This window comes from Candidatus Ulvibacter alkanivorans, assembly GCF_003333325.1.
GTDB lineage: Bacteria > Bacteroidota > Bacteroidia > Flavobacteriales > Flavobacteriaceae > Ulvibacter_A > Ulvibacter_A alkanivorans.
Genome location: NZ_QOLC01000074.1, coordinates 1 through 22548 on the forward strand (window position 1 = coordinate 1; position 22548 = coordinate 22548).

Below are 22548 nucleotides of genomic sequence, written 5' to 3' on the forward strand. Positions count from 1 at the left end.
CATATACATTACGATATTTCGTGCTTCCAGTGTAAACCGTTTTTCCGGGATTCCTTCTGTTTCCGAAGGAATACGCAGTAATACCTCCAGAACGATCTCATCGCCATCGGTACGGCTGCCGGTGCCTTTTAAATTAATATACCCGATCTTTGGTATATTACTTACGCTAAACGCTAAGACCTCCTCTCCTATCTCTTTATTGGCTATATAGTTCACCTGTTGATTCAGCAAGATGGCAATACCGTTCCGCAGTGCCAGCACCTCCGCTTCCAACGATCGATAACAATTGCTAAAATCACTTTGAAAGGTCGTATTCCAAGCTTGTAGACGAGCGATCTCTTCAGCTAGATTTGCAAACGAGCCCATTTTAAACTCAAATGCCTTTAACTGTGTAACGAGCTCCTTTACGGCGTCACCAATTGCGAACGGAGTTTGAATCTCCCATTGGCGGATATTGGTTTGTAACAATTCCGACAACGTAATAAAGGCGTCTAGGTCGGAAGCCAACGATCTTGCCATTTCTTTTAGATCGGCCGTTAGTGCAGCTTGCAATTGGGTGTCGGCCAACATTTCTTTTACAGAGTCGTGTAAATCTTCAATACAACTTAGATCGGGAAAATTGAGCGCTATTTGTTCTTTTAACGATTCGAACACCGAAACCATTTTCTCATTGTTCTCTTTCGCTTTTTTGGCGAGATCATCCAATTGTTGCTTCTGACTTTCCGAAAGGGAAGTAACCCATCGCGGAATGGTAACATATTCGAGATCTTCATACAGGTCGAAATTTTTAATATGTATGCGTCCGCCACCGCTCTTATCCCTTTTAAAACCAACCAAACTAATTAAGATCTTTTCATCTTCTTTGGCCTTGATCCCGGCTTTTAGGTCGATCACCTTAGAATTGAGCTCGGTCATTAGAAATTCTATAGAGGTGGGTGCTTCGGAACGATCCTCTCCTCCATACAATCGTATGTGCTCCTCCAGTAACAGCTCTACTTCATTTTCTATCGGGCTATCTACCACTAAGGTGTAAAACTGAAGCACCGCATTATAGAATTCAGTTCGCGACTCGGCCGAAACTACTTCTTGCTGTAAAGTGGTTAGAATTACATCTTGACGTTCTAAGGCTTGTTCGAGCAACACGATCTTTTCTTGCAGATCTACTTGTGCCCCCAAATTCGGAAAACGTTCTTTAATGGTTTTGATCAATGAATCTTTAGAAACATGCACTTCCAAGGCCGAATTGATATCTACTATTTGGTTTCGTACCGCCGGAATCGTATCCTTGCCCGAAGAAGTATCTTCTATAATTGTAAGGATTTGCGCTTGTAAGGGAAATAGCCCTATAAAAAATAATAGGATGGTATATAGTTTTTTCATGATAGTAGGTTTAGATTAGGCATCTATAGCTTCGGCTTTCGCAAACGACAACAACAGACGTACATTCGCCAGCGATCCATTTTTTAGTATAAATCCGATCGCACGTTTGCTTATAGGCGACAAACAAAAACATTTAATAGTATCGTAGGGTTCATCAAAATCGGGATCGAAAGTGTTTTCTAATAATTGCTGCATTTCTGTTTTAAGAATTTCGTGGTCGCGCAACCAGACCACCCATCGCTCCAGATCGATAAGTGTTTCTCCTGCCCAATGGTCGGCATTAGGAATAGCTTCTTGTACCGTTTCCGTGTTTCCAATAATAAACATTACAGTGGTCTTGAGACGGTCTATTGCGTTGTTGAATAATTCGGTGGCTTGATCGGGGTCGTCCAGCGGGATGATAGTGGTGCGTTCTAAAGACATAAGTTGTTGTTTTACAAGATAAAGATAGCAATGTATTACGACAATTACCTACCCACTACCGGGTAAGTTGCTCGTTGTCTCAACACTTTCCGAAGCAAAAAAAACACCCCTACCAAAAAATGTGATAGGGGTGCCGCGTTCGAAGCAACGCTAACTAAACTAAAGTTTAAGGGAAAGTCCCAAAATAAGTTGATCGGGTCTGGTATCTATCCTGTTTTCCGAAAGATCCACAAAGGCAACTTCGTTTTCTGTAAGACCACGTTCATACCGAAGGTCGATACCAAAATGCGTGAAGTTAAGCGCGATTCCTAGCTGTGCTCCTACAGTAAAGTTATTTTCCACTTCTCGTAGTGAGAAATCTTCAAATTCGTTATTGAGAATATACTGTAGAGAGGGGCCGGCAAAAACGCCTAAAGGACCCAATAGATCGATACCTAGTAACAATGGAGCATCTAATTTGCTTACGGTAAGCTCGCCGCTGTCGTATTCACTTTGGGTTCGAGTGTACAGTAATTCGGGTCGAAGGTATAAGCTTCCAAGGTCTATTTTGCCGTACATTCCAAGGTGAAAACCGATATTTTTCATGGGATCTTCCACTAATGCTTGCGCATCGTTAAAATAAGATCCGTTGCTGTTATAGTTTAATCCTGCTTTAATTCCTAAACCGCTTTCCTGTTGCGCATACAGCATTGGGGAAATTGTTAACAGTGTCCATAGCATTACTTTTTTCATATGTATTGAGTTTAATGAATACCTATTTGGCACGATCGTATCGTACTTTCTTTTATATAGAAAGAGTAATGCTGTTTCCTTGAATGAAGTTTTAAGGGTCAAGGTTGGTTGCTATTATAACCTTATACAATGAATAATATTGTATCCCAATTTTCAAATACCAGCAACAAAGCGTGTGGAATTATGGACTTTTTATTTTTTCTTCGGAAGCATTTTTTTCTTCGGAAAGGCGTAACCTTTCCAATTAGATTTTCAGTATCAATACTTTACTAAAAGGATGTTAAACACTTCTCAATTGTGAAAACGGTAAGAATATTAGCGGGTACAAAGGTGTATCTTTAGGTAAATAAAAATTAAAAGAACTATGAAAACAACAAGAGAAGAAGCAAAAGAGAACATTCATGATAACTTGGTAGACAACCTACAGGAGTTACTAGAAAAGAATTACGATGCCGAAAAAGGATTTACAAAAGCGATGAAAGATGCTAAGAATGAGCGTTTAAAATCGTTCTTGAAGAATCAAGCGGCCAAGCATGGTCAATTCGCAAACGAATTAGATCAAGAAATTAGAGCGTTGAACGAAACACCTAAAGAAAGTGGGAGTACTACAGGGTCGTTGCACCGCGCTTGGATAGACATTAAGGCTGCCGTGAGCGGAAATGATGATGAGGCAGTGTTAGAAGAGTGCATCCGTGGTGAAAAAGCGAGTGTAGACGAATACGAAGAGAAACTAAAGGAGAACCGATTTCCACCACAAGTAGCTTCGGTATTGAACAAACAAGTTTCAGAAATACGCACTACCTTAGATAAGGTAAAATCGTTAGAAGATATTGCTGAAGATTGGAGTTAATCTTCGATCGTATCAGTAATCACGAAACCCCGAAATCCCTCCATTTCGGGGTTTCATCTTTTATGAATTGTTCTAAGCTTCTACCGCGATTCCGGCCTCTTTAATGGCTTTAAATCCGCCCGCCACATCGATCACATTATGAATACCACGACTTTTTAAGATAGAAGCTGCGATCACAGAACGATATCCGCCCGCACAATGAACATAGAACGGCTCTTCATCAGGATATTCGTCCATATGTTCGTTAATCGCTCCTAACGGAGTCAATGTAGCCGATGGAATATGTGCATTTGCATATTCACCATCATTTCGTACATCAAAAACAGGAACCTCGTTTTGCAATTCCTGCTTTAAGGTATCGGCATCCACCGAAGTTAATTGATCTACTTCTTTCTCGGCGGCAACCCAAGCGGTCATTCCTCCTTTTAGATAGCCAATGGTATTGTCAAAACCTACACGCGATAAACGCGTTACAGCTTCTTCTTCTCTTCCTTCGCCCACGACCAATAATATAGGCTGATCAACATCGGCGATCAAGGCTCCCACCCATGGTGCAAACCCTCCGTCTAAACCAATAAAGATCGATTGGGGCACATGGCTTTTTATAAAATCTTGTTGGTGACGCACATCTAGGATCACCGCACCCGTACTGTTGGCCAATTGCTCGAACGTGTCCGGATCCAAAGGTTTCGTTCCTTTCGTAATGATCGAATCTAAAGCTTCGTAGCCTTCGCGATTCATTTTTACATTTAGCGGAAAGTAGCTAGGCGGTGGTAGTAGTCCGTCGGTGACCTCATCGATAAACTCTTGCTTGGTCATATCGGCGCGCAGTGCATAATTCATCTTCTTCTGATTGCCTAAGGTGTCTACCGTTTCTTTCATCATATTCTTGCCGCAAGCCGAGCCCGCTCCATGCGCCGGGTAAACGATCACATCGTCTGCAAGTGGCATTATCTTCTCACGCAAACTTTCAAACAATATTCCGGCAAGGTCTTCTTGGGTGATATCATCCCCTTTTTGAGCAAGATCGGGTCTTCCTACGTCTCCTAAGAAAAGTGTATCTCCGCTAAAAATAGCATAGTCCGTCCCCGATGCATCCTTTAATAAGTAAGTAGTACTTTCCATGGTATGGCCGGGCGTATGCAATGCTTTTATAGTCACTTCACCCAACTTAAATTCTTGTCCGTCGCTTGCGATAATCGCATCGAAAGACGGATTTGCATTGGGACCATAGATGATAGGTGCCCCTGTTCTCTCAGACAGCGTAAGGTGCCCACTTACGAAATCGGCATGAAAATGCGTTTCAAAAATATATTTTATGGTAGCATTGTCTCTTTCGGCACGTTCTAAATACGGTTTGGTTTCACGTAAGGGATCAATGATAGCAACCTCTCCATTACTTTCTATATAGTAAGCACCTTGAGAAAGGCAACCTGTGTAAATTTGTTCAACGGTCATAACCTTCAATTGTTTTGCACAAAGATAGGAATTGTTGTGGTTCCTAATCGAAATGTTTTCTTCGAAAAAAATTCATTTTCACATATTTTTCACACTTACACTCAATACATACAGTATATTTACACGCAACAAAATTTCACTGAAATGAGAAAGATTCTAGTATTGTTATTCGCTATGATGCTTCTTGCATGTTCTTCCGAAGAAAAAAAGATGGAAACCGTACGTGAATTGGCAAAAAAAGACCTGATCACACAATTACAGTTACCGGAAGGGACTACGTTTAATGATGAAGAAATACAAGTTTCAGAAAAAGCATCCGATCTTGAAAAGATCGATGCGACCTATACCGTTATCTTTACGATCAACTCACAAGATGCTGCAGGAAACCCTGTAACGCAAAAGCACACTTTAACCTATGCAAAAATTGGCGAAGGTGGTTTAAACCCGGACGATTACGAACTAACTGCTTTTGATTAAGTTCAATTTTAAATCGATTACTTCGGAAACAACACAGTATAAATTTAAATTCTATATAAATCCTCTACTAATGAAATATTTAATTCTATCGGCCATTGCTGCACTTACGGTCTCTAACAATTCGGCACAAAACACTTCGACCGCTTCAAAAAACATGACACGTGTTGACTATGCCAACACCATTACCGCAGAAGACCTCAAAGAACATCTATACATCTTTGCAGGCGACGAAATGCAAGGACGAATGACCGGTACGGAAGGCCAAAAAATGGCTGCTGAATACCTACGATCGTTCTATAAGGAACAAGGGATTCAAGCACCTCAAGGCGCTGAAGATTATTACCAAGAAATTCCGGCAAGTTATTTTACCCGACTTAGTGAGCCACAAGATTCTGAAAACGTGGTTGCATTTATTGAAGGTTCTGAATATCCCAATGAAGTGATCGTACTTTCTGCGCACTACGATCATGTAGGGACAAGAGATGGAAAGATCTACAATGGTGCCGATGACGACGGAAGTGGGACCGTTTCTATGTTAGAAATGGCAGAAGCTTTTCAAATGGCCGCAAATAACGGCAATCGCCCAAAACGATCTATTCTTTTCTTACACGTGACAGGAGAGGAGATCGGGCTCTACGGTTCTAAGTATTATACCGAAAATCCGTTGTATCCTTTGGCTAATACGGTAGCTAATTTAAACACCGATATGATAGGACGTATCGATCCGGATAAAAAAGATAATCCTAACTACGTTTATCTAATTGGTAGCGATAAACTAAGTCAAGGATTACACGATGTTTCCGAAGCGGTAAACGAAAAATACATCAATTTGGAATTAGATTACAAATACAACGACGAGAACGATCCAAATCGTTTTTACTACCGTAGTGATCATTACAATTTCGCTAAGAACAATATTCCTATTATCTTTTACTTTAACGGAGTACATGAAGATTACCACAAGCATACCGATACCCCCGATAAGATCGAATATGAGTTAATGGCCAAGCGTGCCCGACTTATATTTCAAACTACTTGGGAAGTGGCCAATCGCGACGAACGCATTACTGCCGACTAATTGTAAAACCGCTTCACACAACATTGAACAAAGCCCGTTACGATCTTCGTAGTGGGCTTTGTAGTCACGGTTAAAAGCATAAAAATATTCCGTCTAATTAAGACCACAAAAAAAGCCTTTCAGAAACTGAAAGGCTTTGTACTTTTGGGTGGAAGATCGGTCTCGAACCGACGACCTCCTGAACCACAATCAGGCGCTCTAACCAACTGAGCTACAACCACCATGTTCTCTATTTCTAAGTTGTTACTTAGACCGCTATGTAAAATTAACGGATAAGAGGGTGCAAATATACTTCAAATCTTACGCTTCTACAATAGCTCGATTTAAGATTTTTTAAATTAGATCGAATAAACTGTCTACCGCAACATACCGTTCGGCTGTAAAGCCTTCGCCATGAGCAACTCCAATAAGTCGCCCTAGGTCTTGTGCCCTATAGGTTAAACTATCTCTAAAATTAGTAGAAGATATGGGTGTATTGGGTTCTTTCGATTTTTCATTGTGGAACTGGCTCTCATAGGCAAAGACAGCTTCGAGCTTTTTGTCTATAAAACCTGTGACATCTACCACCACATCGGGCGTGATATTCTTCCATTGAATGTAGTGATACACGTGTTTGGGGCGCCACTCATTTTGACGATTGCCTTCCAAAATAGTTTCAATTTTTCGTAATCCGCTTAAAAAACAGGCATCGCTAGCTAGTTTACTACCTTTGCCGTGATCGATATGTCGATCGTCTATTGCGTTGCACAACACCACATCGGGTCGGTATTTTCTAATGATCTTAATGATCTCCAATTGAGACGCCGGATTGTTTACAAAAAAGGCATCGGCAAATTCCAGATTGTGTCGCATCACCACACCAAGAATAGCGGCTGCTTTTTTTGCTTCAACAGCTCGTATTTCTGCATTGCCTCGGGTTCCCAATTCACCTTTGGTAAGATCGAGTATCCCAACCTTCTTTCCATTAGCAATCTCCTTTGCGAGGGTCGCACCGCAACCCAATTCTACATCATCGGGATGTGCCCCAATCGCTAATATATCTAGCTTCATGATATGGTTTTTTCAAAATTCTTCTTGGCCACAATAGCGAACGCTTGTTCAAAATCGGCTATAAGGTCTTTTTTATCTTCTATTCCCACCGAAAATCGAAGTAGATTATCGCTAATTCCTTGATGTGCTCTTTCTTCCGAAGATAACAACGCGTGCGAAGTCTTTGCGGGGGACAAGATCGTCGATTCCACCCCGGCCAAGCTCATCGATTGTTTTACCAAGTTAAGAGATTTCATAAAGACCCCTGCATCTATCGAATCGATCAACTCGAAAGACAGCATGCCTGTATAACCCTTCATTTGTTTCTTCGCCAATTCGTGATCGGGATGTGATTTTAAGCCGGGATAATACACATTGTTCACTAGTGGGTGCTTATTCAACCACTTTGCGATCTTCTTGGCGTTTCGATTGTGTGCTTTTACCCGAATCGCCATGGTTTTCATACTGCGTTCAAGCAACCAGACCGTATAATCGCTTAGGCTACCGCCCAAGTTTTTGGCGATATTCCAAATCTTTTCGATGTGTGCTTCGGAAGCTGCCACGGCTCCTGCACAAATATCGCTGTGTCCACCCATATACTTCGTAGCGCTATGCAAACAAATATCAATTCCGAAGTCGGTTGGCGTCTGATTGATCGGCGACGCAAAGGTGTTATCGATCATGGTAACAATACCTCGTTCTTTTGCAATTCTTGAGATCATGCTTAGATCGGTGATGAGCATTAACGGGTTTGAAGGCGTTTCCACATAAATAACCTTGGTGTTTTCCTGTATGGCCGAAATAAAATCATTTTCGGCAAAGCCTTTGGTAAATGTATATTCAATTCCGAACTTGCTAAACTCTTCAACCACTAGATTATAAGTGCCTCCGTACAACGTCTTCTGAAGGACAACATGATCGCCCGCATGTAAAAATGCTAATAAGGTCGTGCTTACCGCTGCCATGCCACTTCCAAAAATAAGTCCGGCCTCCGTCTTTTCGAGTCGAGCTACTTTTTTGGCCAACGCTTCTTGATTGGGCGTATTGAAATACCGAGGATACCGTTTTACCGCCACATCCTCATACGCATACGAGCTCGACATATATAAGGGTGATATAGCGCCTTTAAATTGTTCATCGGCTACCTCTCCAACGTGCGTACAAATAGTATTGACGCCATGTTCTTTTGTTTTCATCTATTCCTTTTTTTTCGAAGTCTAAGGTATAAATTCCTTTTAAGGTTTGCTATATTTAGCAAATGAAATTGTTGTTAACAAACATTAAAGAACTCGTACAAGTTCGAGAAGTGGCACCCAACAAAGTAAGCGGAGCCGATATGAAAACGCTTCCAACGCTTAAAAATGCCTTTTTATACGTTGAGAATGGGCGTATCGCTAACTTCGGAAACATGGCCGATATGCCGGAATATGCCGGATTTAAAACCATAGACTGTACCGATAAGATGGTACTTCCCGCCTGGTGCGATTCGCACACGCATTTGGTGTACGCCGGAAACCGCGAACAGGAATTTGTAGATCGTATTCATGGATTAACCTACCAAGAGATCGCGCAAAAAGGAGGCGGTATCCTAAACAGTGCTAAAAAACTTCAGGAAACCGACGAAACAGAATTGTACGAACAATCGGCGGCACGTTTACGAGAGGTCATGCGACTTGGCACAGCCGCTATTGAAATTAAAAGTGGCTATGGTCTTACCACCGAGGCAGAACTAAAAATGCTTAGAGTGGCCAAAAAATTAGGGAACCACTATGGAATTACCGTAAGAACCACCTTTTTGGGAGCGCATGCGGTCCCTTCCGAATTCAAAAATGACAAAGCAGGCTATATCGACCTTATTTGTAACGAAATGCTTCCGAAGGTAGCTTCCGAAGGACTGGCAGATTATGTCGATGTGTTTTGTGAAGATGGTTATTTCTCGGTAGCCGATACCGAACGAATTCTTTCCGAAGCGAAGAAATACAAGCTGATCCCTAAAATTCACGTCAATCAGTTTACAGCCTTAGGAGGAATACAAGCAGCGGTAGATCATGATGCTTTAAGTGTAGACCATTTAGAAGTGCTTACCGAAGCCGATATAAGCGCATTGAAAGATACGAACACCATGCCGGTGGCACTTCCCTCCTGCTCCTATTTTTTAGGCATTCCCTATACACCGGGCCGACAACTTATAGATGCCGGACTACCACTGGCACTGGCAACCGATTACAATCCGGGTTCTACGCCAAGCGGGAACATGAACTTTGTAGTTTCCACAGCCTGTATAAAGATGCGACTAACCCCCGAAGAAGCTATTAATGCTGCTACTATAAATGGTGCTTATGCCATGGGACTAAGCGATTCGCATGGAAGTATCACCAAAGGAAAAATTGCCAACCTTATAGTTACGAAGCCAATTCCGTCCTATGGGTTCCTACCCTATGCCTTTGGTAGTAATTTGATCGATCTAGTATTTATCAAAGGAAAAGAGGTGTCATGAAAGCATTAAAATTGTATTCGGCCAAAGACGTCGCAGCCCTCGTCAACAAGCGAGAAGGCGAGATTAGATTTGGTGAACGTGTTAGCACTATTGCTACCATCGAAGAAATCAACACCAATTCGGCGCGCTACGTTTTGTTGGGCATCCCCGAAGATATTGGTGTTCGTGCCAATATGGGTAAACCGGGAACAGCCAATGCCTGGAATGCAGCACTCACTACCTTACTCAACACTCAGGCTAATACGTATACCAACGCCCATCAATTACTTGTTCTAGGCGAGATCGATTGTGATGCAGAGATGCGTGCTGCTGGTGAGTTGGACCCTAGTTCAACATCCTACCATAAAGAATTGGGACCATTGGTGAACGAGATCGATGCCAAGGTAAGTTCGATCGTTCGAACGATCGTAGCCGCAGGAAAAATCCCGATACTTATTGGCGGAGGTCATAATAATGCTTTCGGAAACATTAAAGGAAGCGCTGTGGCCTTAGATAAAGCGATCAACGTTATTAACTTCGATGCGCATACCGATTTTAGGCCTTTAGAACATCGGCATAGCGGTAACGGCTTCTCTTATGCCATGCACCAAGGCTTTTTGAATAAATACGCCATTTTCGGTCTTCATAAAAACTACACGTCTCAAGAAGTGTACGATCGTATGGCGAACGCAAACGACAAAATAGCGGTACACTTTTTTGAAGATATTGCCATAGAGCAAAAGCTTTCATTTCACGATGCAGTTACTGCTGCTGCAGCCTTTGTCAATACGCAACCTTATGGTGTAGAACTGGATGTGGATGCCATCTGCAATTTCCCGAGCAGCGCACGAACGCCTTCAGGCTTTACTATGAATCAAGCACGACAGTTCTTACAATTGCTCACAAAGAACAAGAATCTCACCTACGTCCATATATGCGAAGCGACTGTGTGTGTTGACGGCGACGCACATTTTAACGTAGGAAAAGCATTGGCCTATCTCATCACCGATATACTGTACGATTCATGATAAAAATTGTTCCTTTTTCTTCGGAATATGCACAAGCCTTTTATACACTTAATATCGAATGGCTGGAAACATTCTTCTATGTAGAAGCCTACGACAAAGAAGTGCTTAGTAATCCTGAAAAATACATTATCTCACCGGGTGGACACATTTTCTTTGCTGTAGAGCATGATAAGGTCTTAGGTACGGTAGCGTTATTAAAACGAGGCGATAATGAGTTCGAACTAACAAAAATGGCAGTCCTACCCGAACAACGAGGTCGAAAAATAGGGCAGCAACTTATGCAATACTGCATCGATTTTGCGAAGACGTCTCATTTTTCGAAGCTCTTTCTTTACTCTAATACCAAACTGGCGAACGCCATCTACATTTATCGTAAATACGGATTTGTTGAAATCCCTGTGGAAGCGGATAGCCCCTATGAACGCAGCAATATAAAAATGGAACTTCTATTTTCATAAAGTATTGCAAAAGAGACAGATTGCTTCATTATTGTGTAGTATCTTGATTAAAAATTTAAACCGATGAAAAAAATTCTACTTATAGCGGTCGGCACAATGCTGCTATTTGGCTGCCAAGAAACTAAGAAAAATACAAATGAATCTGATATCGTTTCCGAAGAAAACACTAGTAGCGATCAGGAAACGTTTGCACAAAATGAACTTTTTACGGTAACGCCCATCTCTCATGCAACTATGGTCTTAAAATGGGACGGACAAGTGCTTTTTGTGGACCCGGTGGGTGGTCCGGCTGCGTTTCAAAACTTCGATGAACCGGATCTCATCCTAATCACCGATATTCACGGAGATCATTTGAACATAGAGACCCTAGAAGGTATTGTCACCGAGAATACGACTATATTGGCCCCAAAAGCTGTATCCGATAAATTACCTGAATCCTTACAAGCTAAGACGACCATCTTAAATAATGGAGACGATCATGCAGTCTTGGGATTTACAGTGACTGCCATCCCAATGTATAATTTGCGTGAAGAAGCCTTAAAATTTCATGAAAAAGGGCGCGGTAACGGTTACGTACTCGAAAAAGACGGGAAACGAATCTATATTTCGGGCGATACCGAAGACATACCCGAAATGCGAAACTTAGAAAATATAGACATCGCATTTGTGTGCATGAATCTCCCGTACACCATGCCTGTAGCAAGTGCTGCCGACGCTGTGTTGGAGTTTAAACCTAATATTGTGTATCCGTATCATTATAGAGGCACCGATGGTCTTAGCGATGTCGATGAATTTGCAGAAATTATAGCCAAAGCGAATGCCGATATTAAAGTTACACAGTTAGATTGGTACCCTGAACGTGAATAAACTATGTGGTACCGATCCCAAGTAGTACTCTTTTTTTATTTGAGCTTCACAGCAATTGTAGGTGCTCAAACTTCTACCACTATCGAGGCGAATAATAGTACGATCTACATAACCACCTACGGGCAAGGCGACCCTGTCTTAATAATCAATGGCGGGCCCGGTATGAGTAGTGAAGGTTTTGCTTCTTTAGCATCTGCACTTTCAGAAAAAAATACTGCTATTATTTACGATCAACGTGGTACGGGGCGATCGCAAGTTGTTCCAATTTCTTCGGAAACCATCACCATGGAGCTCATGGTCGCCGATATTGAAGCGATTCGAAAGCATTTTAAGTACGACCAATGGGTCGTAATGGGGCATTCGTTTGGCGGGATGTTAGCTGCCTATTACACGAGCAAACATCCAGATCGAGTGAGCGGCTTGATCCTCTCCTCTTCTGGTGGCGTGGATATGTCGCTTTTTAGCGACCTAAACATTACGGCACGTCTTAGTCCGCAAAAACGCGATTCGTTGCAGTATTGGAATCGGAAGATCGCTGCGGGTGACAACAGTTATACGGCACAATTAAAGCGAGGCACGTTCTTAGCCCCTGCGTATTTACATGATACTTCGCATGTACCTGTGATCGCAGAACGGCTTACCCAAGGAAACTCACAAATAAATAGTTTGGTGTATCAGGATCTTCGTGCGATCGATTTCGATTGCAAAGCACAGCTTTCAGAATTTGAAAAGCCCGTGCTCATCCTACAAGGCGCTTATGATATTATTCCACGATCTATTTTTAACAGCATGATCAACGTATTTCCGAACAGCACAAGCTATATACTGAAGCAATCGAGTCATTACGGCTGGCTAGAAGAGCCTACAGCTTATGTTGGCTATCTTCGATCTTTCTTAAGCTCATTGTAGTTGGATTCTATTTTTTCCGAAGTAATTCAACAAATCACACAAAGCGTTTAATCGGTAAAATTATGTACCTTTGCCGCCTTTTTAAGGCAGGAAAATGATACAAAAAACGATAAAGAATTTTACACAGAATCCGAAGAATGACATCCTTTCGGGGCTCACCGTGGCGTTAGCCCTTGTACCCGAAGCTGTGGCTTTTGCTTTTGTGGCCGGGGTTGATCCTTTGGTCGGACTCTACGGTGCCTTTATGATGGGGATCGTTACCGCATTATTTGGTGGTCGCCCGGGAATGATTAGTGGGGCTACCGGTGCTATGGCGGTCGTAATGGTACATTTAATCCAAAAGGGAAATGAAGTAGGAAATGCATTGGCAACGCCTATAGAGAACCTAGGCTTACAGTGGCTGTTCATCACCTTGCTTTTTGTAGGGGGGATTCAGATCCTTGCAGGTGTTTTTCGCCTCGGAAAGTTCGTTAGGTTGATTCCACATCCCGTGATGATGGGATTTGTAAACGGATTGGCCATTGTCATCTTTTTATCGCAATTAGGTTTGTTTAAAGAGAATATAGACGGAACCCAACAATATATGTCCGGAACCAGCCTTTGGATGATGCTCGGGTTGGTGTTTCTTACCATGGCTATTATGTTCGGCTTGCCTAAACTCACCAAAAAGATCCCTGCTGCACTTACCGCAATAGTTGTTGTTGCGGCGATTGTTATCTTCGGAAAGATAGACGTGAGCACTGTAGGATCGTTCATTAAAGATGGTGGCGGTGAAGGCTTGCAAGGCGGCTTGCCAACTTTCCAGGATCAAATATTCGCCTTATTATATACCCTTCAAGGGCATTGGGACCTTATCTTATCTACGGCAGTTATTTTGGCAGCAGTTGGCTTGATCGAAAGCTTAATGACCCTCAACCTAATTGATGAAATGACCGAAACCCGCGGAAGTGGGAACAGAGAATGTGTCGCACAAGGTGGCGCCAATATTTTAAACGGTTTGTTTGGCGGTATGGGTGGTTGTGCCATGATTGGTCAGTCGATCATTAATATCAACTCCGGAGGACGTGGCCGACTCTCGGGTGCAGTTGCCGCGGTGGCATTACTGTGTTTTGTATTGTTTGGCGCCCCTCTCATAGAACAAATTCCTATTGCTGCGCTTGTGGGTGTGATGTTCATGGTCGTCATTGGTACGTTCGCATGGAGTAGTTTTCGAATTTTACACAAGATCCCGGTTGCCGATGCTATTGTTTTGATCGCGGTTTCGGCCATCACAGTTTGGCAAGATCTTGCCATTGCAGTAATCGCAGGTGTGATCATGAGTGCGCTTGTATTTGCATGGAAAAATGCTACTCGAATTCGAGCTAGAAAACACATAAAACCCAATGGTACTAAGGTCTACGAAATCTGGGGACCCTTGTTCTTTGGGTCGACCTCAGCTTTTAACAACAAGTTCGATGTTTCCAATGACCCTGAAGCTATTGAGATCGATTTTATAGAATCGAAAGTTAGTGATCACAGTGGCGTAGAAGCGCTTCGGAATATCGCCAATAAATATATAGATGCCGGAAAAAAAATAACACTTACGCATTTAAGTCCGGACTGTATCGAACTTTTACTAAAGTGGAATCCGGAGTTCGAAACCATCATAGAACGCAATATCGATGACCCACGTTACTACGTGGTTACCGATATGATGGATAGCGAAGTTTAGGGCTACGCTGCTTATAGAAATTTACTGTCCGTAACAGTACGGACAAAAAAAGCTGAATTTACTTTCGTTAAATTCAGCTTTCCGTTTTTTGATTGGTGTTCTGTCTAATGCAGCTTGTACTGCATTCTCTTAATTAGAGGGTCTCCGAAGGCTTGAAGCAAATCCCGCTCACCATGCAAGGTTGCTTGTTGCCACCGTTTGTTGCACTCTTTCTGCTTTAGCAGACTTCTTAGCGTTTTCATAACCTTTCGATTTTAAATTTTACAGTGGGTCGCTTACCGGTACCGTCTTTTTTGGTTCCAGGTATAGGCTTTCGAGGTTCGTACTCTTGCAGTTAATTGATTGCTGTCTAATGTTCTCATGATTGATTGTTTTTTGATTGATGAATGATTTTTTTACTAGCGTACTTTCTTATCGGTAACGTCGTTTGTTATTCCAAGCATAGGATTTGGAGGTCTGACTTCTACTCGTTAATTGATTGCTGTTTAAAGTTCTCATAGCACTTATTGTTTAGTGGTTGTTATCTAAAAGACGCATGACTTCCATTTATGTTACAGTACTATGCATTACAAAGTAGTATTTTAAGAAAACTTTAACATTTAGGATGTTTTCTAATTTCTTGTTCTATGTTTACTTCAACTCCTGTTGGCTTTTGTACATTTACTTCGGAAAGTTTTATGCAGCCATCAAACCACATTCTCCCTTGTATCGTGCTAGCACAGTTTTGCTGCACCTCGCTATGGTTTGCTAGCAATGCCATAAGTCCCGATCTGATCGATGCTTATCATCTTACTGAAACTTCTTTAGGGTATTTAACCGCTGCAGTACAAATTGGTTTTATTATTGGCACCTTAGGTTTTGCTTTTGCCATGATCGCCGATCGGTTTTCTCCTATTCGGGTATTCTTTGTAGGTGCCTTGGCGGGTAGTTTAATCAACCTTGCCCTATTGTGGGAGTCGAACTCGCTAGCGAGTTTGCTCACAATTCGTTTTTTGGTGGGATGCAGTCTGGCTGCCATTTATCCGGTAGGAATGAAGATCGCCGCCGATCATTTTAATAAAAGATTAGGTAACTCACTCGGATTTCTGGTAGGTGCTTTGGTTTTGGGAACGGCATTTCCACATAGTATAAAAGCATTTTCGGCCGATGTGCCATGGAAGACCGTGGTCTATGTAACTTCGGGATTAGCTGTAGTTGGCGGATTGATACTTGTATTATTTGTTCCAAACGGTCCGTATCGCAAACCTGCGGCAAAATTACGGCTCAACGCTTTTCTAGCGGTATTTAAAAATAGGAGATTCCGTGCGGCGGCGTTCGGCTATTTTGGGCATATGTGGGAACTGTATGCTTTTTGGACCTTTGTTCCATTATGTATCTTAGGGTATAACACACTTCATCCTACTACCTCACTTTCAGTTCCGTTCTGGTCTTTTTGTATCATAGGAATTGGCGCAATAGGCTGTGTATTAGCGGGACTTTTGGTACCTCGCTATAATGAAAAGCGCCTAGCAACCTTCGCCCTATCGATCTCAGGTCTATTCTGCTTAGCATCACCGCTACTGTTTGAAATGCCGGTATATGTATTCCTTATTCTGCTTTTGGTTTGGGGTATGGTTGTGATAGCCGATTCCCCTATGTTCTCAACCTTAGTTGCGCAACGTGCTCCTTCCGAAGTAACTGGAACCGCATTAACCATTGTTAATTGTATCGGATTTGCAATTACGATCGTGAGTATTCAGTTATTGGCTTCGCTTTCCGAAGCACTTCCCATCCCCTACCTTTTTGTGGTATTAGCGTTTGGTCCACTATTCGGGTTGATTTCTCTGCGTAGGCTCAATTAAGAGATCTTAAGTCCGTTAGCCACTGTTGAATCAGGTGACAATAGCGTAACTTCATTTCCGTTTACGGCACCTAATACAAGGCATTCGCTCATTAATGGTCCTATTTGTTTCTTCGGAAAGTTAATTACTGCGACTATTTGTCGCCCTACCAATTGAGCGGGAGTATATAATTGTGTGATCTGAGCCGAGGATTTTAGGGTTCCTATATCGCTTCCGAAGTCAATTTCCAGCACATAGGCCGGATTTCGAGCTTCCGGAAATTCACGTGCAGATTTGATTGTTCCCACACGCATATCGACCTTTTGAAATTCGTCCCAGCTAAGGTTATTCGTCATGATCAATTTGCAATTTCTTGATCATCTCTGCCGATACAGGCCCTGAGTCGGCTCCGTAATTATCGACTAGGAGTCCTTTCTTACCGTCGGAAGTGGTAATAAGATATAGGATGGTGTTATCTCCGGGATTGGTCATACCTTCGAAACGATAAAACTTCACTACTTCCAGGTCGCCGGCTTCCCATGTACTTTTTAGTGCTTTCGATTCGATGCCGTCTGCTACCAGGTTAAAATCTTCGGTAAAGCCTTCGTGTTGTAATTCGGAAATCGCCACCGATAATGATGGGTATGATTTTTTCATAATAAAAATGTTGGTTTCTTTAAAATTACATGACTTGGGTTAGATGTACAAAACTTTAGCAGTTCTTTAATAGTAGTGGTGTATGTTGTCAACTCGAACGAAGGTGAGAGATTCTTCGCTGCGCTATGAATGACAGTTCCATGTCATCTCGAACGAATGTGAGAGATCTCATCAACGGTGCTTCATTGAAATAGATTCTTCGCTCCGCTCTGAATGACAACCGCTCTGAATGACAACTCCATGTCATTCCGAAGAAGTGCAACGCCTGAGGAATCTCACAAAATAGATTCTTCGCTGCGCTCTAAATGACAGTTCCATGTCATCTCGAACGAACGTGAGAGATCTCATCAATGGTCCTTCATTTTAATAGATTCTTCGCTGCGCTCTGAATGACAAGCGCTCTGAATGACACCCGCTCTGAAAGACAATACTATGTCATTCCGAAGAAGTACATCGACTGAGGAATCTCAAATTTCATTATTTAAAAAATTCCAGTTTGGATTTGTAGTGTTAATTAAATTTTCTTTTTTATGTCTACTGTATCCTTTTATTTGTTTTTCTCTTCGAATAGCTGTTTCTACTTTGGAATAATGTTCAAAATATAGCAGATAAAAACATTTGTATTTAGCCGTAAATGCTTTAGAACTCGGTAATGGATTTTGATGAAAATATAATCGCTCGTTTAAATTATTCGTTACCCCAGTATACAGTACAGTCTTATTCTTATTGGTTAGAATATACACATAATAATTATGTTCACCGAGCGTCTTCATTCCACTAAATTTATGAAAAATAAAGATTCTTCGCTTCGCTCTGAATGACAAGTACTCTGTATGACAAGCCTATAGCGCCAATGTAGTATAAAAGTGTAACTTTATACCACTAAATTGCACTAATAGACAAAAAGTAAACTATGTCGTTAACTCCGTCGAACATGATGCCTTTAGGCACTAAAGCACCCGACTTTGCATTGTTGGATGCCATTACCATGAAACCCGTAACCTTAGACAGTGTGCGTGGTGAAAAAGGAACTGTGGTCATGTTTATTTGTAATCACTGTCCGTATGTGAAACATGTAAATGAAGAAATTGTTCGTTTGTGTAATGATTATCGTGTTACAGGCTTCGGATTTGTAGCTATAAGCAGTAATGATGTTGAAAAATACCCGCAGGATAGTCCGCAAGAAATGTGGAAGAACGCACGTAAACACAATTATCCATTTCCCTATCTCTACGACGAAACTCAAGAAGTAGCCAAGGCCTATGATGCAGCTTGTACGCCCGACTTTTATTTATTCGATTCCGATCTCAAGTTGATCTATCGCGGTCAATTGGATAATTCACGTCCCGGAAATAGTATACCTGTGAATGGTCGTGATCTACGCGAAGCCTTAGACAATGTGTTAAATAATAGTCCGCAGCGTCAAGACCAAAAGCCGAGTATGGGTTGCAATATAAAGTGGAAATAAGTGTAGAGTTTTTATCCACGAATTCCTTCCGAAGTAGCGTTAAGTCCCATTGATAAAGATTCTTCGCTGCGCTCTGAATGACAGTTCTATGTCATTCGGAAGAAGTGCAACGACTGAGGAATCTTACAAAATAGATTCTTCGCTTCGCACTGAATGACAAGTGCTCTGAATGACACCTCATGTCATCTCGAACATATGTGAGAGATCTCATCAACGGTGTACCATTGAAAAAGTTTCTTCGCTTCGCTCTGAATGACAAGTGCCCTGAATGACACCAGCTCTGAATGACAAGCGCTATTCTTTAGTCGTATTGGCAATATGCGAATAATGATGCATACTATGCCAAGCGTAGAGCAGTGCACTCTGTTTTAAGGTGAAGGTCTTTTTCGATTCCGGGTGACGGTAGGTGCGGTCCCAATCGGTTGCGGATAAGGTGCGCAAGAACTGCACTAATTTTTGATGCACTACTTCAATATGGGTAAGTGACCAGGCAATAGGACTGGTACGACAATCTTCTGTCTCGGCCCAACGTTTTTCGTCATACGCCTTTATTAAAGGGTTGTCTTCGGTGATCGCCCATTTAAATCGGTTGTAACTATGGTGATGGCTGTCTGCAATATGATGAACTACTTGACGAACCGTCCATCCACCGGGGCGATACGGACTATCTAATTTGTTCTGATCGTAGGTTCGCATCAGTTCTTTCAGTTTTTCCGGAAAGATCTCTAAGATAGTGATCGCCTCTTTTAATTGTGCTTCGGAAACGGTTTCGGGCATTTCAAATTTGCCAATCGGATATTGTAAGTGTTCTATGTCCATACCGCTAAAATATAAAATCGCCCTCCCAACGGAAGGCGATCTTTCTTGTTTTTCTAAACAGGTTATTAACTACCTTTTATAACTGCCTTATTTTATGTCCATTAACTCGACATCGAAAATAAGTGTCGCATTTGGCGGAATCACACCTCCTGCTCCTTGCTGCCCGTAGCCCAAGTGCGAAGGGATCACAAAACGCGCTTTGTCGCCTTTGTTCAATAGTAAAATACCTTCGTCCCAACCGGCGATCACATTGCCCTGTCCCACAGGAAACTCGATAGGATTCCCTCGTTTATACGAAGAATCGAACGTGCCACCATCGGCAAACATCCCTTTATAATGTACGGCAACTGTCTGTCCTTTTTTTGGTTTTGCTCCGTCGCCCTTCTGAATTATTTGGTAAAAGAGTCCGCTATCGGTTTTCTCAAAACCTTCGGTGAGTTCTTTTAATGCTTCTTCGCTTTTCTTCTTGGCTGCAGCTTCGCGTTCAGCCCGTGCTCCCGTGAACTGTCTAAAAGCTTCTACCGCGTTAAAATTTTCAGCTTCTTCACCTACTCTAACGATATTTACTTCTTTCATTATATCACCTTGAGCGATACTATCTACAACGTCCTGACCTTCTACTACATGTCCAAAGACGGTATGTTTGTTATCTAACCAAGGTGTTGGCACATGGGTAATAAAAAACTGACTTCCGTTCGATCCTGGTCCGGCGTTGGCCATAGACAATATTCCCGGACGGTCGTGTTTCAGCTCAGGATGAAATTCATCATCGAATTGGTATCCCGGTCCACCTGCTCCCGTGCCATTGGGATCTCCACCTTGAATCATAAAATCTGGGATCACGCGGTGAAACTTGAGGTTGTCATAATACGGCTTCCCTTGTGGCTTTGCCTTATTTTCTAGGTTTCCTTCTGCCAATGCCGCGAAGTTACCCACGGTTCCAGGTGTACGTTTATAGGTGAGTTTAAGTACTATTTCACCTTTATCGGTCTTGATCTTAGCATAGATACCGTCTTTCATGTGTTCTGTATTTAAGTATGTGATTGAATTTTATTTTTTTTCTTCGGAAGCTGCAAAAATACGATTGATATTCGACATAACACAGCGATTGGTCTTGATAAAGCCATTCATTTTTTACCGATTTAGCTCCTACAGAACATAATATTCTGTATCTTTGAATTGCAACTCCCCCCTATTTTACTATCATGACACCAACGATCTACCTTTCGGAAATGGTTCATCGTGACCGACCGTGTATTGCTATTCGCTTCTCGTACCATTCTGAGGTAAAAGAGCATGTAAAATCGTTTTTTGGCGTGCAATGGAGCCGAACGCATTCCTGTTTTTATGTGGTTTGGAATCACGATCTCTTTGACCTCCTCTACGATCATCTTCGCTCTCCGGGTTTTACTGTGGACTGCGGCACATTAAGGTCTGTTAAGAACGATGAATTAATTACAGCGACGCCAATGGCTACTTCCTACCTTTCCGAAGAAAACAAAAAACTACTACAACAATATCGAGCATATCTAGTTGGATTGCGTCTAAGTAAAAGTACTGTGAGCGTATATACGAATTTTATGTGCAATTTGGCGGAGACGCTCGGTGCTGACTCGCTACGAGGGCTTACACACGATCGAATTCGCACCTTTATTGAGGCCAAGGTTCGCAGTAGGGAGCTCTTTTCGATAAGTAGCCATAGGCAATTTGTGAGTGCCTTAAAGCATTTGGTCCCTTGCCTTTCGATAGAAGAGATCGATACGGAAAGTTTGATTCGGCCTAAAAAATCGCAATATCTACCAACGGTTTTGAGTCAGGAAGAGATGGTTGATCTGTTACGTGTGACGCGAAATTTAAAGCATCGAGCCACGTTGGCTTTGTTGTACAGTTGTGGTTTGCGAGTAAGTGAGGTTATTGAATTGGAATTGTATAATATTGATATTGACCGACGGCAGTTAGTGGTTCGGATGGCGAAAGGGCGAAAGGACCGAGTGGTTATTTTAGCGGAAAGTTTTATACCTTTATTGCGGAACTATATCATGAGTTATGCTCCGCAGCGTTATTTTATTGAGAATCCGTCCGGTGGGAAATATGCTGCTGGTAGTATTCGAAATTTTTTACGTAGGTCGGCAAAGGCGGCAGGTATTACGAAGCGTGTGACGCCGCATACGTTGCGGCACAGTTATGCTACACATTTAATTGAGATGGGTGTAGGGTTACGGCACGTTCAAGATCTATTGGGTCATGCAAAGCCGGAGACGACGATGATCTATACGCATGTTGCGAAAAAGGATCTACTGTCGATCAAGAGTCCGTTAGATGCTGCGGTAGATCGTTTATCGGCTCCTGATAAGTTACCATTAAAACATGCGTTTTCGGCGAATATTAGCGGATAAACGTACATAATTAAAAAGATATAACAAGTTGCCAGTAATTTTGACCGACCCAAATGGAAGTCACAAAAAATGATGTTGAAAAACTAATTGAACTGAGAAAAGAAAATACTTTTCTTAATCATTTGTGGAATGTATTTTCTCGTGATATGCGAGCAAAAGGTCAAGTAAATCGGAATGATATAAAAGTTTGGAACCAAAACATCTGGAATATGACTTTCTATCCGATTTTTATTTTTGAGTTTAACGCCAACGATCATCTGATTAACATCAAAACCGAACTAAATCCTGTTGGGAAAGCTTTTATAGGAATTATTTTAATCGGATTGATATGGCTGATTTTCCCAAAAGATTTAACCCAATTTGACCTTGTTGACAATTGGCAAATGGCAACTTTTCTTGCAATTTTAACTTTTTTGATAGTATGGGTAGCAAAAAAGTTTTACCTATTTGAAGAGAAAAACCAACTTGAACAAATTTTCCAAATTTTAGAGATAGAAACAGAAGAAAAGCAA

Annotated in this window: 25 protein-coding genes and 1 tRNA gene; 13 read left to right on the forward strand and 13 right to left on the reverse strand. The window is 41.9% G+C overall.

Going from position 1 to position 22548, the window contains the following annotated elements; genetic code table 11:
* The 3 genes from DWA30_RS06375 to DWA30_RS06385 form a co-directional block, all read right to left on the reverse strand.
* Positions 1–1380 (reverse strand): hypothetical protein (locus tag DWA30_RS06375; RefSeq protein WP_136073168.1); only part of this gene is annotated, 1380 nt, incomplete at its 3' end.
* Between the two features lie 15 nt (positions 1381–1395).
* Positions 1396–1803: a hypothetical protein gene (locus DWA30_RS06380; RefSeq protein WP_114491708.1), complete on the reverse strand. Its 408-nt coding sequence runs from the start codon at positions 1801–1803 to the stop codon at positions 1396–1398.
* A 159-nt stretch (positions 1804–1962) separates the two neighbouring features.
* Positions 1963–2535 (reverse strand): outer membrane beta-barrel protein, encoded by a 573-nt coding sequence (locus tag DWA30_RS06385; RefSeq protein WP_114491709.1) that lies wholly within the window; start codon positions 2533–2535, stop codon positions 1963–1965.
* A gap of 364 nt (positions 2536–2899) precedes the next feature.
* Between DWA30_RS06385 and DWA30_RS06390 the strand changes: the two genes are divergently transcribed.
* Positions 2900–3385, forward strand: a complete 486-nt coding sequence (locus DWA30_RS06390) for a ferritin-like domain-containing protein (RefSeq protein ID WP_114491710.1) — start codon at positions 2900–2902, stop codon at positions 3383–3385.
* Between the two features lie 72 nt (positions 3386–3457).
* On the opposite strand, the gene DWA30_RS06395 is transcribed toward DWA30_RS06390, so the two are convergent.
* A complete protein-coding gene (locus DWA30_RS06395; RefSeq protein ID WP_114491711.1) occupies positions 3458–4843 on the reverse strand; it encodes an MBL fold metallo-hydrolase in 1386 nt (461 codons plus the stop codon).
* Positions 4844–4987: 144 nt separating this feature from the next.
* On the opposite strand from DWA30_RS06395, the gene DWA30_RS06400 reads away from it, so the two are divergent.
* The gene (locus DWA30_RS06400; RefSeq protein ID WP_136073169.1) at positions 4988–5320 is read left to right on the forward strand and encodes a hypothetical protein; all 333 of its coding nucleotides are present in this window, start codon (positions 4988–4990) and stop codon (positions 5318–5320) included.
* 70 nt (positions 5321–5390) lie between these two features.
* Entirely contained in the window at positions 5391–6398 is a 1008-nt protein-coding gene (locus DWA30_RS06405) for a M28 family metallopeptidase (RefSeq protein WP_114491713.1), read from the forward strand.
* 146 nt (positions 6399–6544) lie between these two features.
* On the opposite strand, the gene DWA30_RS06410 is transcribed toward DWA30_RS06405, so the two are convergent.
* From DWA30_RS06410 to DWA30_RS06420, 3 genes are all read right to left on the reverse strand, one after another.
* Positions 6545–6620, reverse strand: a tRNA-His gene (locus DWA30_RS06410).
* A gap of 111 nt (positions 6621–6731) precedes the next feature.
* Positions 6732–7448: a bacillithiol biosynthesis deacetylase BshB1 gene (gene bshB1 / locus DWA30_RS06415; protein WP_114491714.1), complete on the reverse strand. Its 717-nt coding sequence runs from the start codon at positions 7446–7448 to the stop codon at positions 6732–6734.
* A complete protein-coding gene (locus tag DWA30_RS06420) occupies positions 7445–8623 on the reverse strand; it encodes a trans-sulfuration enzyme family protein (RefSeq protein ID WP_114491715.1) in 1179 nt (392 codons plus the stop codon). Before DWA30_RS06420 ends, bshB1 begins: the two co-directional genes overlap by 4 nt.
* Before the next feature lie 62 nt (positions 8624–8685).
* On the opposite strand from DWA30_RS06420, the gene hutI reads away from it, so the two are divergent.
* The 6 genes from hutI (at position 8686) to DWA30_RS06450 (ending at position 14876) form a co-directional block, all read left to right on the forward strand.
* Entirely contained in the window at positions 8686–9924 is a 1239-nt protein-coding gene (hutI, locus tag DWA30_RS06425) for an imidazolonepropionase (RefSeq protein ID WP_114491716.1), read from the forward strand.
* The gene (locus DWA30_RS06430) at positions 9921–10931 is read left to right on the forward strand and encodes a formimidoylglutamase (protein ID WP_114491717.1); all 1011 of its coding nucleotides are present in this window, start codon (positions 9921–9923) and stop codon (positions 10929–10931) included. Before hutI ends, DWA30_RS06430 begins: the two co-directional genes overlap by 4 nt.
* Positions 10928–11389, forward strand: a complete 462-nt coding sequence (locus DWA30_RS06435) for a GNAT family N-acetyltransferase (protein ID WP_114491718.1) — start codon at positions 10928–10930, stop codon at positions 11387–11389. The genes DWA30_RS06430 and DWA30_RS06435 overlap by 4 nt, the downstream gene beginning before the upstream one ends.
* A gap of 63 nt (positions 11390–11452) precedes the next feature.
* Positions 11453–12256, forward strand: a complete 804-nt coding sequence (locus DWA30_RS06440; RefSeq protein ID WP_114491719.1) for an MBL fold metallo-hydrolase — start codon at positions 11453–11455, stop codon at positions 12254–12256.
* 3 nt (positions 12257–12259) lie between these two features.
* A complete protein-coding gene (locus tag DWA30_RS06445) occupies positions 12260–13165 on the forward strand; it encodes an alpha/beta fold hydrolase (protein WP_114491720.1) in 906 nt (301 codons plus the stop codon).
* A 94-nt stretch (positions 13166–13259) separates the two neighbouring features.
* Complete coding sequence (locus tag DWA30_RS06450; RefSeq protein WP_114491721.1) at positions 13260–14876, forward strand: SulP family inorganic anion transporter; 1617 nt, start codon at positions 13260–13262, stop codon at positions 14874–14876.
* A 104-nt stretch (positions 14877–14980) separates the two neighbouring features.
* Here DWA30_RS06450 and DWA30_RS13295 read toward each other — a convergent pair whose 3' ends face one another.
* A complete protein-coding gene (locus tag DWA30_RS13295) occupies positions 14981–15118 on the reverse strand; it encodes a hypothetical protein (RefSeq protein WP_168421749.1) in 138 nt (45 codons plus the stop codon).
* 384 nt (positions 15119–15502) lie between these two features.
* On the opposite strand from DWA30_RS13295, the gene DWA30_RS06455 reads away from it, so the two are divergent.
* Positions 15503–16717: an MFS transporter gene (locus tag DWA30_RS06455; RefSeq protein WP_317048339.1), complete on the forward strand. Its 1215-nt coding sequence runs from the start codon at positions 15503–15505 to the stop codon at positions 16715–16717.
* Here the strand turns inward: DWA30_RS06455 and DWA30_RS06460 are convergent.
* The 3 genes from DWA30_RS06460 to DWA30_RS06470 all read right to left on the reverse strand — a co-directional run bounded on the left by DWA30_RS06460 (position 16714) and on the right by DWA30_RS06470 (position 18126).
* On the reverse strand, positions 16714–17052 hold the full coding sequence (locus DWA30_RS06460) for a tRNA-binding protein (RefSeq protein WP_114491723.1): 339 nt from the start codon (positions 17050–17052) through the stop codon (positions 16714–16716). The genes DWA30_RS06455 and DWA30_RS06460 overlap by 4 nt on opposite strands.
* A complete protein-coding gene (locus tag DWA30_RS06465; RefSeq protein WP_114491724.1) occupies positions 17042–17353 on the reverse strand; it encodes a phosphoribosylpyrophosphate synthetase in 312 nt (103 codons plus the stop codon). Before DWA30_RS06465 ends, DWA30_RS06460 begins: the two co-directional genes overlap by 11 nt.
* A 467-nt stretch (positions 17354–17820) precedes the next feature.
* Entirely contained in the window at positions 17821–18126 is a 306-nt protein-coding gene (locus tag DWA30_RS06470) for a GIY-YIG nuclease family protein (RefSeq protein WP_114491725.1), read from the reverse strand.
* Positions 18127–18266: 140 nt separating this feature from the next.
* Here DWA30_RS06470 and DWA30_RS06475 point away from each other — a divergent pair, with 140 nt between their 5' ends.
* Positions 18267–18821: a thioredoxin family protein gene (locus DWA30_RS06475; RefSeq protein ID WP_114491726.1), complete on the forward strand. Its 555-nt coding sequence runs from the start codon at positions 18267–18269 to the stop codon at positions 18819–18821.
* Positions 18822–19115: 294 nt separating this feature from the next.
* On the opposite strand, the gene DWA30_RS06480 is transcribed toward DWA30_RS06475, so the two are convergent.
* Both DWA30_RS06480 and DWA30_RS06485 read right to left on the reverse strand, forming a co-directional pair.
* On the reverse strand, positions 19116–19640 hold the full coding sequence (locus tag DWA30_RS06480; protein WP_114491727.1) for a YfiT family bacillithiol transferase: 525 nt from the start codon (positions 19638–19640) through the stop codon (positions 19116–19118).
* Between the two features lie 87 nt (positions 19641–19727).
* On the reverse strand, positions 19728–20660 hold the full coding sequence (locus tag DWA30_RS06485; protein ID WP_114491728.1) for a peptidylprolyl isomerase: 933 nt from the start codon (positions 20658–20660) through the stop codon (positions 19728–19730).
* Positions 20661–20845: 185 nt separating this feature from the next.
* On the opposite strand from DWA30_RS06485, the gene DWA30_RS06490 reads away from it, so the two are divergent.
* Positions 20846–22036: a tyrosine-type recombinase/integrase gene (locus DWA30_RS06490; RefSeq protein WP_114491729.1), complete on the forward strand. Its 1191-nt coding sequence runs from the start codon at positions 20846–20848 to the stop codon at positions 22034–22036.
* 53 nt (positions 22037–22089) lie between these two features.
* Positions 22090–22548, forward strand: a 459-nt coding sequence (locus tag DWA30_RS06495) for a hypothetical protein (protein WP_136073170.1), incomplete at its 3' end; no start/stop codon positions are given.